The following is a 12159-nucleotide window of genomic DNA, read 5'->3' on the forward strand; positions in this document are numbered from 1 at the left end:
CGTCGAAGTGGCCGGGCATGAACCCGTTGGCCCGTCGGCGATCGCGGCGCGCACCGACGTGTTCCTGTCCAGCGGTGCGGTGCGGTGCGGTGCGGTGCGGTGCGGTGCCCGCGCCCGTGCTGCGTGCGTTGAGCGTTGCCGAGGTCCGCGAGCAGGCGCAGGCGTTCGGTGATGCCGCTCGGTACGCGATCGAGGCCGGGTTCCACGGGGTCGAGCTGTACGGCGCCAACGGGTACCTGATCCAGCAGTTCCTGTCCTCCAGCGCGAACCTGCGCACCGACTCGTACGGCGCGAGCAGGGGGAGCGGTGGCTCGCCAACGGTGCCGACCTGATCAGCTACGGCCGCGCGTACCTGGGCAATCCTGACCTCGTGGAACGGTTCCGCCTCGGCCTGCCGCTCGTCAGCACCGATCGTGAGACGTGGTTCCAGACCGAGGCGGGGTACGTCGACTACCTCAGCTACCAGCACTGAACGTCCAGCGCGTCGCCCCACCCGGTCCGGCGGTCGCCACGGCGTGCGCGGCCGTCAGCGTGACGCGGTAGACGTACCAGGGCGCAGGGCCACCGCTCGGCGCGGTGTAGGGCGCGGTGAACGCCTGCCCTTCCCGTTCGGCCGGCCACCCGGACTCGCGGTACCTCGCGGCGATCCGGTCCAAAGTGGACTCGTCGGTGATCCGGTGGGCGTCGCCCTCCAGCACGAGGTCCATTCCGGTGAGCCGCACCGACACCGTGCAGGCCGGGTTCTCCGCGAGGTTGCGGGACTTGCGGGTGCCCGGCCCGCTCACGAAGTGCAGGGCGCCCTCGAACCAGACGGCGCCGATGCCGGCCGAGTGCGGCCGTCCGTCCGGTCGCACGGTGTTCAGGAAGAACGGCACGTCCGCCGACGCGGACTCCTCGGACAGCAAGCTTTCGGCTTGAGACCACGGCAGAGCGGCGTTTCCGTACTGGTCGAGGTTGCGGGTCTTGGCAGCTGAGTTCGTCATGCCCAATCGTCGAACGGGAACGCGCGTTTTCGACAGCCAGCTCGCGTGGTGGACCTCCTGCAGCCCGTAGACCGCCGTCTGCAGGCCCTCGAAACGTGCCTTGAGCTGCAGCGCGAGGTAGAGCGAAAAAAATCGCGACTGGGCCAGGTCGCCGCCGTGGAACCACAGTCCTGGCTGCTGCGTGGGCTTCCACATCGCGGTCGCGGGTGACAGTCCAGCCGTCGTCGTAGGAGTTCTCCTTACCTCGGACCGGGTCCAGTACGGGATCTCCATGACGCGCGTGTACATCCCGAGCCAGTCGGCGATCTCGTCGCGTCCCTCGGCGGTCTTGATGTTCCAGGTGAACGCCACCAGGTCGCGCCAGTAGCTCTCGGGCGCGCGGCGGCGCCTGTCATCGGCCCACTGAGCGGCACGGCACGATGAAGAACCAGTCCTTCGGCTCATGCTCCAGCCGTGCGTCCGCGGCTCCTGCAGCACATTGAGCACGGGCCCGTGCGACGCTCTCGTCCCACGGAACGCCCTTCAGCACGGTGTCGGGCTCACGGAGGTGGCCGAAGACGCTGACCACCACGGCGATCCCGACGAGGTAGCGGCTGCCGGCCACCACCGCGCGTTCCCACGTCCTCGCCGGCGTCGCGTCGAGACCCACGAAGATCGCGGTGAACAGGAACAGGCACGGCGCGATGCTGTAGCGCTGCCCGGCCATCACGACGTCGGGCGTCTGCACCTGCAGCACCTGCGCCCAGTTCAGCACCAGGCACGCGACGATGACGATCACGCTGTACGCGGCCGCGACCAGCACCAGCGTCCGTCCGGCCCGATCGGCGAACCTGAGGCCCGCCGCCATCGGCACCGCCGCGACCAGCAGTGCCAGCAGGATCACCAGGTTGCCGTGCGCAGGGTAGAACTCGCTGACCCGCTCGGACCCCGTGAACGCCACCACCGGCACCCGCAGCAGGCTCGCCAGCAACACCTGCACCGGATCGACCTCGTCGTGCGAGTACGCGTTCCTGCTCGCGAACACCATCACCACCGCCTGGACCGCCAGCCCGGCGAGGAACGTGAGCGGAACTTCCTTGCGCTGTTGCAGAAGCCGGACGAGCGCGATCGGCGCCAGGATGAAGACCAGCGGGCTGGAGACGGCGGCGAGGAACACGAAGATCGCGACCGGCACGCGCGGGGCGTTGCGCCACAACAACGCCCAGAAGGCGCCGTAGAGCAGGAACCAGTGCAGGTTCGACATGTTGTTCAACGTCTCGGAGTTTCCCGCCGGCAACACGATCACGAGAGCTGCCAGCGCGAACCGCCACGGCGTGGACCTGAGGTACGACTTGGAGCCCGCGAAGGCGATCAACGCGACCAGCGCCCGCAGCATCGCCGCGATGATCGCGAACCCGGCGGCGGTCCACTCGATCGGCAGCAGCGTGACCAGTTCGGCGACCAGGCGCGGCAACGTGTGCAGGTAGCCGCCGTAGGGCGTGACGAGGTTGTGGAGCGCGGGAAGGCTCAGCGCGTCGACGGTGAACCGGGCGCCGTCCTCGGCCCACAGGTGGTCGAGCCGGGCCCAGCCGGCCGGGATGAGCAGCAGGAACGCCACGGACGCGAGGTACGCGGCAGTCATGCCGAGCCACGCCCGTTCGTGCGGAGGGTCGGCGGGCAGCGGGATCACGCCGTCTGCGAGTGTCCTGCCGCGTTCGGTGGTCGTCGTCATCGGTCCCCCATGTGTCGAACGGGGAAAACCGTACGGGTCAGGTGGTCAGCCGCTCGAACCGGTCCCATTCCTCCTGGCTCACCAGGGTGACCTCGGAGGAGTTGAGCTCGGCGGCCTCGAGGGCGTTCATGATCATGAGCTTGTTGTTGACCAGCAGGCCCAGTTGGCGTGAGGGACTGCGGACAGCGGGAACACCCGCGGGGACGCGGACCGCGACCTTCAGCGAGTCGGCGATCTTCGGACGTCTGGCGAGCATGCCGGACGCGTACTTGGCCGCGACCGAGCCGCGTTCGAACCGGACGATCTTGCCGCCGACCACGACGTCCGCGGTGCGTTCGGGGGAGGGCATCGAAAAGCCGTTGAGCACCTTGGCCTCCTCGGCCGTCGCGCAGCCGTCGAGACCGAGCGCGTCGATGCCGAAGTGGCGGATGTTCGTCGGCGCACCGGAGCCGTCTTTGGCGGTGGATCGCAGGACGTCGATGCTCACGCGCTCGCACGGGTCGGCGGTGTTGATCGGCGCGTGACCCTCGGGGGTGCGCACCAGGCCGGGGCCTTCCGTCCACGGTCCGGGGATCACCACGGCCTCGTACGGGTGGCGGGTGAACTCCTTGTTCCAGAAGGTGATGGTGGTGCCGGTCTCGGTTTCGTGGGCGATCGCGAACGCCGACGCGGCCTCGATCCACATCCAGTCCGAGCTGTACGCCTCGACGACCGACCGGGTCCTGGCCTTGTTCGTGCCCTCGACCGGCTTGAAACCCTGCGGGGTCAGCGCCTCGACGCCGGTGGTGAACACCGGGTCCTTCGAGCGCAGCACGTACTGGCCGGCGCCGTTCGACGCCGCCGCGTACCCGGTCGTGTCGGTGAAGAGCAGGTAGATCCAGCCGTCGAGGTAGATCGCGGACTGCTGGCCGGCGCCATAGGCGTTCTCGCGGACGATGTCACCGGCCGGGCCGAGGATCGTCTGGCCGCCGTTGGCGCGCGTCCAGTTCGTGCCGTCCTTGCTGGTCGCGACGCCGACCGAGCTGCCGTTCGCGTGGTTGTCCCGCGAGGCGCCGGTGTAGTACAGGTAGTACGTGTCGCCGATCTTGATCAGCGACGGGTCGCACGTGTGCATCGCGTCGAAGCTGCCGCCGCTGCCGGACAGCACCGCGCGGGCCGTGCTGAACGGGCCGTCCAGGCTGGGGCCCTCGCTGTAGAGGATGTCGTCGCCGTTCGGCTTGGCGCTGCCCATCTGGCTGCACCACCACGTGCGGACCTTGCCGTTCTCGAGCATCACGGCCGGCGCGTAGTTGTAGACCGCGTCCTCGACCCCCGTGACGACCGTGCCGGGGCTTTCCCGCCCGTTCTCCGCGGTGAGCTTCAGATAGTTCCTCTGCTGAGGCGGCGGTGGTTCCGGGACGTGCTCTGACGTGGGCGAATGCTGGTTCGTGGGAGAGCCGGTGGGGTCGCCGACCGCAGTGCTGGTGCACGCCGTGACCGCGCCGAGCAGCGCGAGCGCAGCGAGCAGCGCAGGGGGTCGACGACTCAGGGGCACCCACTCATCATAGTGATCAAGTCCTCCGTCCGGGTGAAGTCCGCGTTCCGAGGTCCGATTCATCCCTTCTCAATGCATCTCAGCTGGTCGGAGGGTGTTCGCGCACCGCGCATCGGCGGCGGAACCAGGCGAGGAACTTCGCCGGGTCACCGCCGTGGCTGATCATGGACACCGCGCCGGTCAGCGGGAACATCGCAGCGTGCGTGAGGGCCCGTTCGTACAGGTCGGGCCGGACTCTTCGCACGAGAGGCCAGCCGTAGTTGGCGAACGCGGCCGCGTCCAGTGCTGGATCGCCGGCACAGGCGAAGTCCCAGTCGATGATTCCGGTGATCTTTCCGTTGTGCCAGCGCAGGTTCACGGGCGCGAGGTCGCCGTGCACGAAGCCTCTGGCTGCCGGTAGCTCTGCGAACCGCTGGAGAACCTCCGCTGCCTGCCCGCGTTCGTCGTCGGTGAGCAACGGGAACACGAGCTCGGTGATCGTTTCCGCGGTCCTGCTTCCACCCGCGTGGTGCAGTGGTTCGTCAAGCAGGGCAACGAGTTCCGGGCTGAGCTCGACCTTCGCCAGCGCGTCGAGGACTTCGAGGACCGCCTCGTCGCTCGCCGACTCCGAGGGTCCGCCGGGCAGGTACGAGATGATGACGTGAGCTCGGCCCAGCGGCAGGTCCAGCCGGTCCTCGATGACCTCCGGTACCACGAAAGGCAGATCGAGCCGCCCGATCAACTTGAGCGCCTGAGCTCGTCGGCGTGCGTCCTCCAGTTCGGTGCGCGGGAAGCGGGCGACCCACTTTCCCGGCACCACGACGGCGTCGTTGAACGTCCCACGCGCGAGCTCCGCGCCGGGTGTCCTGAGCAGCTCGTTCACGTCCATCAGCTGCCCAGGAAGCGCACGACGGCCACCACCCGGCGGCTCAGGCCGGACGAACCGGAGAGTCCGAGCTTGTCGAAGATCGCGTTGATGTGCTTCTCCGCGGAGCTCTGCGAGATGTGGAGGTGTTCGGAGATGCGGGCGTTGGTGAGGCCTCGCGCCATCAGTTCCAGGACGGCCTTCTCTCGCTGGGTCAGGGTCTCGAGCGGGTCGACCTGCGTGGTCCTGGTCAGCAGCCTGCGCACGACCTCCGGGTCGAACGCCGCACCGCCCGCCGCGACCCGGTCCAGCGCCTCCAGGAACTCGTCGACCTGGGCCACGCGATCTTTGAGCAGGTAGCCGACTTTGCCGCCGGTGCTGGTGATCAGCTCCGTCGCGTAGCGGTTCTCGACGTACTGGGACAGTACGAGCACACCGACGTCCGGCCACTTCTCGCGGATCGTGAGCGCAGCGCGCATGCCGTCGTCCTTGTGGTCCGGCGGCATCCGGACGTCCGTGACGACGACGTCCGGCCGGTGCTCCTCGGTGGCTTTCAGGAGCTCCGGTGCGGTGCCGACCGCGGCGACAACCTCGTGGCCCTCCTCGGTGAGCAACCGGATCAGGCCCTCTCGCAGCAGCGTCGAGTCCTCGGCCAGGATCACTCGCACGGCACCCTCGCGTAGATCGTGGTGGGACCGCCGAGCGGGCTGATGACCTCGAAGTCGCCGTCGACGGCCTTGACCCGGCGAGCTAGTCCGGACAGCCCGGTACCGGTCGCGTCCGCTCCGCCCGTCCCGTTGTCCTGCACCGTGACCGTGATGTCGTCCTCACCCGGCCGCACGCAGACCTCGACCACGGACGGGTCGGCGTGCTTGGCCGCGTTGTTGACGGCTTCGGACACGACGAAGTAGATCACCGTCTCCAGCGCGGTGCCCGGCGCCGATTCCAGCATGTTGTCGATCTCCACGCGCACGCTGGACCGTTCCGCGAGCACCTCCAGAGCCATGTCCAGCCCGGAGTCGTCGAGCACGGCCGGGTAGACCCGCGTCGCGACCTCGCGCAGCTCGTCGATGGTCTCGGCCGCCGTGTCGTGCGCCTGCCGCAGCAACCGCTGGAGCTGCTCGTCGTCCTTGGTCCTGCGTGCCCGGCCGATCAGCATGCCGAGCGCGACGAGCCGCTGCTGGACCCCGTCGTGCAGATCCCGCTCGATGCGCCTGCGTTCGTCGTCGATCGCCTCGATCACCTCGGCCCGCGTGCTCGTCAGCTCAGCAACCCGTTGGCGCAGCAACGCATGCTGACTGATGCCGAGCATCCTGGTGGCCAGCCACCGGTCCAGCGCCGCCACACCCGGCACACCGGCCGTGGTCACGAAGATGACCAGCGCACCCGGTATCGCCACCAGCGCGAGCAGTCGCGTGGGGACGTGGTCGCCGTCCTCGATGTAGGCCCACGTGCCGTCGAACAGCCACGCCGTGACCATCGAGATCGCGATGACGTACCAGAACATCAGCATGCAGATGACGCCCGCGCCGAGCCCTCCGACCAGCCACCGCACCGCGAGGTAACGCCGGCTACCGCTCCTGGTGAGCGGGTTCGTGTGCACCGCCCGGTCGAACCGCTCGATCCTGCGCAGCTCGTACTCGGTGAGCCTCGTCGCCCCGGCACCCACCGCCGCAACGACGAGCCCCACCAGCCCCGTCACCGCCCCGAGAACCAGCCCGAAGAGCATCCGGAACCACCCGCGCACCAACGACCTGGCGCTGAGCTGATCATCCTGATGCACATCACCACCGTACTGTCCCGGCGTGCCCCAGGCATTGCGGTTTACCGCAATATCGCGGTGCGGTTTCCCGCAACAATTCCCACGGTCAACCACGTGGCACCCGCCCGTCCAAATTCCTAGCGTTACCCCCGACCGATTCATTCATCACAAGGGGGAACCGCAATGCTGGCTGAGTGGGCCGTGGACCTGATGGAAACGCTGGGAGGCGTGGGCGCCGCCGTGGTCGTGGGCCTCGACAACCTGTTCCCGCCGATCCCGAGCGAGCTGGTGCTACCACTGGCCGGCTTCTCCGCGAGCAAAGGCGTGTTCAGCCTGCCCGCAGCCCTGTTCTGGACCACCCTCGGCTCAGTCGCCGGCGCCGTGATCGTCTACCTGGCGGGCATGCTCCTGGGCCGCGACCGCACCCGCCGCCTGGTAGCCCGAATTCCGCTGGTGAAGGTGACGGACTTCGACAAAACCGAAGCCTGGTTCACCCGCCACGGCACCAAAGCCGTGTTCTTCGGCCGAATGGTTCCGCTGTTCCGCAGCTTCATCTCCCTGCCCGCAGGCGTGGAACGCATGAACTTCCCGGCATTCCTAGCCCTCACCACCTTAGGCAGCCTGATCTGGAACACGGTCTTCGTATGCGCGGGCTACCTGCTCGGCGAGAACTGGCACCGCGTCGAGTCCTACGCGGGCATCTTCCAAAAGCTCGTCCTGCTGGCCGTGGCGGCCGCCCTCACCCTCTTCGTGGTGACCCGCCTGCGTCAGCGCTCGAAGGGCGACTCGGAGTCCACGGAGGTGCTCCCACGTGTCCGGCGCTGACCAAGCCCCACAACACAACCCACCCGGCCCCGAGCACCACCACCGCGCCTGGCCGGTGAACGACCTCGCCTCACAAGCCAAGTCGCTCCCGTCGGAGCAACACCGACCCACCTGGTCAGGGAATGGTCTTGCCGCGCAACATGATCTGCTTGGGTCGCATCAGCACGTCCGGGCGCTCAATCGGATCGGTGTCCTGTGCGACGACGTCCGTGAGCCCGTCGCCCACGAGCCCCGCAGCCTGAGCCAGGTGCGCGCGGTTCTCGGTTCTGTCCCGACAGCCGCCTTCAGCGGCGTCCTGGCTCTGATCGGTGGGTTGTCGGTTCAGGGAGTGGCCTTGCTGCGCAACATGATCTTCTTGGTCCGCAGCAATGCGTCCGCATCCTCGGTCGGATCCGGGTCGTATGCGACGACGTCCGTGCGCCCGTCGCCCACGAGCCCCGGCGGCCTGAGCCAGGTGCGCGCGGTTCTCGGTTCTGTCCCGACAGCTTCCACGGGCTTCCTGGCTCTGATCGGTGGGTTGTCGGTTCAGGGAATGGTCCTGCCGCGCAACACGATCGGCTTCGGCCACTACACGTCCGGTTGCTCCGTCGGATCGGCGTCGTACCCGACCACGTTCGCGAGCCGCTGGTCCACCGGCCCAGGCTGCCCGAGTCAGGTGCCGGCGGTCCGCGATCCTGTCCCGGCAGCCGCCTTCACCGGCGTCCCGGCTCTGATCGGTGGATCACCAGATCAGAGGATGGCCTTGCCGCGCAACACGATCAGCTCCGGCCGCGACAACACGTCCGGATCCTCCGTCGGATCCGCCGCATACCCGACCACGTCAGCGAACCCGCCATCCACCAGCCCCGGCAACCCGAGCCACGCCCGCGCCGTCCACGACCCGGCCCCGATCGCCGCCTCCACCGGCATCCCGGCCTTGATCAGCCAGGAGATCTCCCCGGCCAGCCGACCGCACGGCTTGTTGTCCGTCCCCGCCAGCACCGTCCCCCCGGCCTCGAAAGCCGCGCGCACAGTGGGGAACGCGTGCTCCCAGCCGGACCGGACCCACTCCTTCAACCGCGCGTCCGAGGACTTCTCGAGGTTCTCGATCGACTTCGCGAACGCCGAGAACGTGCGCACGAGCGCCGTCCCCTGCGCCGCCATCCGCGGCAGAAGCGCATGATCCAGGTGCATCCCGTGCTCGAGACTGTCCGCGCCGGCCAGCACGGCGTTGCGGCAGCTCTCAGCGGTCTGGCAGTGCACCGCGACGCGCCCACCCGCGGCGTGCACCGCGTCGACCGTCGCCGTCAGCACGTCCAACGGCACCGGCGGATCATCGGGCATCCAGTCACCGATGACCTTGCGCCACCCGAACGCGGCCTCCTCGACCGCGGCGGCGGGAAGCTCGGACTCCTCGACCCGCCTGCCCGCGCCGGGGAAGAACCGCCCCGGCGTGGCCAGCCACTGACCACTCCGGACCAGTCGCGGCAGGTCGGGATCATCAGCCCTGTCCCGCACCGGATCCGCCGAGCCGGGCGACCGCACCGTCAACACCCCGGCGGCGCGGTGAGCGAGCATGTGCTGCCGGAACACCTCGTGCGAGTAGGCATCGTCAGGAGCCTCGATCCCGGGATGCGAGTGCACGTCGACCAGGCCCGGCAGCAACCAGAGTCCGTCCGAAGTGGACGAACCGGAAGCGCGCAACCGTTCCCCGGAAACGACGAACGAGACCGGCGCGCGCGACGGCAGAGCGATCCCCCAGATCCTCGTGGAAACGACGGTACCCCAGGCCGGGGGAGTGGCCTGGGGTACCGGAACAGAACCAGATCAGACGTCGTAGCGGTCCGCGTTCATGACCTTGTTCCAGGCCTGGACGAAGTCCGCGACGAACTTCTCCGACGCGTCGTCACTCGCGTAGACCTCGGCGACGGCGCGCAGCTCGGAGTTCGAGCCGAACACCAGGTCGTTGCGCGTGCCGGTCCACCGGACGGCACCGGTGGCGCGGTCGCGGCCCTCGAAGTTCTCCTGGTCGTCGGTGACCGACTTCCACTCCGTCTCCATGTCGAGCAGGTTGACGAAGAAGTCGTTGGTCAGCGTCTCCGGCTTGGCGGTGAGCACGCCGGCCTGCGAGCCGCCGTGGTTCGCGCCCAGCACGCGCAGACCGCCGACGAGCACGGTCATCTCCGGCGCGGAGAGGCCGAGCAGGTTGGCCCTGTCGATCAGCAGGTACTCCGACGGCAGCGGGGTGGCCTTGTTGCCGTAGTTGCGGAAGCCGTCGACGGTCGGCTCCAGCACCGCGAACGACTCGGCGTCGGTCTGCTCCTGGGTCGCGTCCACCCGGCCCGCGAGGAACGGCACCTCGACGTCGTGGCCAGCGGCCTTGGCGGCCTGCTCGATCGCCGCTGCACCGCCGAGGACGATCACATCGGCCAGCGAGACCTTCTTGCCACCGGAAGCAGAGCTGTTGAACGCCTCCTGCACGCCCTCCAGGACGCGCAGCACCTGGGCGAGCTCAGCAGGCTCGTTGACCTCCCAGTTGCGCTGCGGCTCCAGGCGGATGCGCGCACCGTTGGCGCCACCGCGCTTGTCGCTCTGGCGGAACGACGAGGCGGACGCCCACGCGGTCTTCACCAGCTGCGAGACCGAGAGGCCGGTCTCCAGGATCTTGGCCTTCAACGAGGCCACGTCCTCGGAGGAGATCAGCTCGTAGTCGCGCACCGGCAGACGGTCCTGCCAGATCAGCTCCTCCTGCGGCACCTGCGGGCCGAGGTAGCGCTGGATCGGGCCCATGTCGCGGTGGGTCAGCTTGAACCAGGCGCGGGAGAAGGCCTCCGCGAACGCCTCGTGGCTCTCGGCGAACTTGCGCGAGATCGGCTCGTAGATCGGGTCGAAGCGCAGCGCGAGGTCCGTGGTCAGCATCATCGGCGTGCGGTTCAGCGTGCCGTCCTCGGGGTCCGGAACCGTGTTGGCGCCGGCACCGTCCTTCGGCTTCCACTGGTGCGCGCCTGCCGGGGACTTGGTGAGCTCCCACTCGAAGGCGAACAGGTTCTTGAAGAACAGGTTCGTCCACTTGGTGGGCTGCTGCGTCCAGGTCACCTCGAGGCCGGACGTGATGGTGTCGCGGCCCTTGCCGGTGCCGTGCGTGCTGATCCAGCCGAAGCCCTGCGCGTCCATCAGCGAGCCCTCGGGCTCGGCACCGACGAGCTCCGGGTCACCGGCGCCGTGCGCCTTGCCGAAGGTGTGGCCGCCGGCGATGAGCGCGACGGTCTCCTCGTCGTTCATGCCCATGCGGCCGAACGTCTCGCGGATGTCGCGGGCGGAGGCCAGCGGGTCCGGGTTGCCGTTGGGGCCCTCGGGGTTGACGTAGATCAGACCCATCTGGACCGCCGCGAGCGGGGACTCGAGGTCGCGCTCACCGCTGTAACGGGTGTCGCCGCCGAGCCACGTGGTCTCCGGGCCCCAGTAGACGTCCTCGTCCGGCTCCCACACGTCCGCGCGGCCACCGGCGAAGCCGAAGGTCGTGAAGCCCATGGTCTCCAGCGCGCGGTTGCCCGTGAAGATCATGAGGTCGGCCCAGGAGACCTTGCGGCCCCACTTCTTCTTGACCGGCCACAGCAGACGGCGGGCCTTGTCCAGGTTGCCGTTGTCCGGCCAGCTGTTGAGCGGGGCGAAGCGCTGCATGCCCGCACCGGCGCCACCGCGGCCGTCGTGGGTGCGGTAGGTGCCCGCGCTGTGCCACGCCATGCGGATCATGAACGGGCCGTAGTGCCCGAAGTCGGCCGGCCACCAGTCCTTCGACTCGGTCAGCACGGCGTCGACGTCGCGCGCCAGCTCGTCGAGGTCGACGGTCAGGAACTCCTTGCCGTAGTCGAACTCGCCGCCCATGGGGTTGGCCTGGACGGGGTGCTTGCGGAGGATCCGGAGGTTGAGCTGCTTGGGCCACCAGTCGCGGTTGCCGCCGCCCTCGGTGGGATGGCTGAGTCGCCCGTGCGCGACCGGGCAGCCGCCAGCCTCCTCCACGTTCAGCTCGCTCACCTTGGCGTCAGTGCTGTCGGACACGGGAATCCTTCCGGGTGTTCAGGAACTTTTCGCGGCGGTCGTGCACTCGGGGCAGGTGCCCCAGTAGATGACCTCGGCTTCGTCGATGACGAACCCGTGGTCGTCGGATGCGTCCAGGCAGGGCGCGGCGCCGGTGGCACAGTCGACGTCGGCGATCGCCCCGCAGGTCCTGCACACGACATGGTGGTGGTTGTCCCCGACGCGCGCCTCATACCGCGCTACCGACCCCTGGGGTTCGATGCGTCGCAACAGGCCGGCTCCGGTCAACGCGCGGAGCACGTCGTAAACGGCCTGATGAGAGACCGCGCCGAGGTTCTGACGCACGACACCGATGATCGAGTCCGTGTCGGCGTGCGGGTGTTCGTGCACCGCGGACAGCACAGCTATCCGCGGAGCCGTCACCCGAAGTGACACTCCACGCAACATGCGCTCGAAGTCGGAAGCCGTGGGCACGGGGGCTAC

The 12159-nt window shown here is 68.7% G+C and carries 11 protein-coding genes and 1 pseudogene; 2 read left to right on the forward strand and 10 right to left on the reverse strand.

Annotation, left to right across the window (positions count from 1 at the left end; all coding sequences use genetic code 11):
• A pseudogene (locus UK23_RS54795) lies at positions 1 to 332 on the forward strand (hypothetical protein); the annotation flags it as partial.
• A 123-nt stretch (positions 333 to 455) separates the two neighbouring features.
• Here the strand turns inward: UK23_RS54795 and UK23_RS10980 are convergent.
• The 6 genes from UK23_RS10980 to UK23_RS11005 form a co-directional block, all read right to left on the reverse strand.
• Positions 456 to 983, reverse strand: a complete 528-nt coding sequence (locus UK23_RS10980; protein ID WP_045311370.1) for a pyridoxamine 5'-phosphate oxidase family protein — start codon at positions 981 to 983, stop codon at positions 456 to 458.
• A 391-nt stretch (positions 984 to 1374) separates the two neighbouring features.
• Positions 1375 to 2694: a hypothetical protein gene (locus tag UK23_RS10985; protein WP_045311335.1), complete on the reverse strand. Its 1320-nt coding sequence runs from the start codon at positions 2692 to 2694 to the stop codon at positions 1375 to 1377.
• A 37-nt stretch (positions 2695 to 2731) separates the two neighbouring features.
• On the reverse strand, positions 2732 to 4228 hold the full coding sequence (locus UK23_RS10990) for a beta-xylosidase (protein WP_045311336.1): 1497 nt from the start codon (positions 4226 to 4228) through the stop codon (positions 2732 to 2734).
• Between the two features lie 79 nt (positions 4229 to 4307).
• The gene (locus tag UK23_RS48510) at positions 4308 to 5090 is read right to left on the reverse strand and encodes a phosphotransferase (protein WP_196777695.1); all 783 of its coding nucleotides are present in this window, start codon (positions 5088 to 5090) and stop codon (positions 4308 to 4310) included.
• Positions 5091 to 5095: 5 nt separating this feature from the next.
• Positions 5096 to 5740, reverse strand: a complete 645-nt coding sequence (locus UK23_RS11000) for a response regulator transcription factor (protein ID WP_045311337.1) — start codon at positions 5738 to 5740, stop codon at positions 5096 to 5098.
• Positions 5731 to 6855 (reverse strand): sensor histidine kinase, encoded by a 1125-nt coding sequence (locus UK23_RS11005; protein ID WP_045311338.1) that lies wholly within the window; start codon positions 6853 to 6855, stop codon positions 5731 to 5733. Before UK23_RS11005 ends, UK23_RS11000 begins: the two co-directional genes overlap by 10 nt.
• A gap of 162 nt (positions 6856 to 7017) precedes the next feature.
• Between UK23_RS11005 and UK23_RS11010 the strand changes: the two genes are divergently transcribed.
• Positions 7018 to 7659, forward strand: coding sequence for a DedA family protein (locus tag UK23_RS11010; protein ID WP_156213025.1), 642 nt, complete (start codon positions 7018 to 7020; stop codon positions 7657 to 7659).
• Between the two features lie 321 nt (positions 7660 to 7980).
• Here UK23_RS11010 and UK23_RS51410 read toward each other — a convergent pair whose 3' ends face one another.
• The 4 genes from UK23_RS51410 to UK23_RS11025 form a co-directional block, all read right to left on the reverse strand.
• Positions 7981 to 8151: a hypothetical protein gene (locus UK23_RS51410; protein ID WP_156213026.1), complete on the reverse strand. Its 171-nt coding sequence runs from the start codon at positions 8149 to 8151 to the stop codon at positions 7981 to 7983.
• A gap of 237 nt (positions 8152 to 8388) precedes the next feature.
• Positions 8389 to 9342, reverse strand: a complete 954-nt coding sequence (locus UK23_RS11015; RefSeq protein WP_231114458.1) for an amidohydrolase family protein — start codon at positions 9340 to 9342, stop codon at positions 8389 to 8391.
• 123 nt (positions 9343 to 9465) lie between these two features.
• A complete protein-coding gene (katG, locus tag UK23_RS11020; protein WP_045311341.1) occupies positions 9466 to 11697 on the reverse strand; it encodes a catalase/peroxidase HPI in 2232 nt (743 codons plus the stop codon).
• An 18-nt stretch (positions 11698 to 11715) separates the two neighbouring features.
• A complete protein-coding gene (locus UK23_RS11025) occupies positions 11716 to 12150 on the reverse strand; it encodes a Fur family transcriptional regulator (RefSeq protein WP_045311342.1) in 435 nt (144 codons plus the stop codon).
• Positions 12151 to 12159: the final 9 nt, after the last annotated feature.

Source organism: Lentzea aerocolonigenes, from assembly GCF_000955955.1.
Taxonomy (GTDB): domain Bacteria; phylum Actinomycetota; class Actinomycetes; order Mycobacteriales; family Pseudonocardiaceae; genus Lentzea; species Lentzea aerocolonigenes_A.

Bases quoted from the DNA above. Each gene is read 5' to 3' on its own strand.
- UK23_RS10980 (WP_045311370.1), bottom strand. From the start codon at position 983: ATGACGAACTCAGCTGCCAAGACCCGCAACCTCGACCAGTACGGAAAC.
- UK23_RS10985 (WP_045311335.1), bottom strand. From the start codon at position 2,694: ATGACGACGACCACCGAACGCGGCAGGACACTCGCAGACGGCGTGATC.
- UK23_RS11010 (WP_156213025.1), top strand. From the start codon at position 7,018: ATGCTGGCTGAGTGGGCCGTGGACCTGATGGAAACGCTGGGAGGCGTG.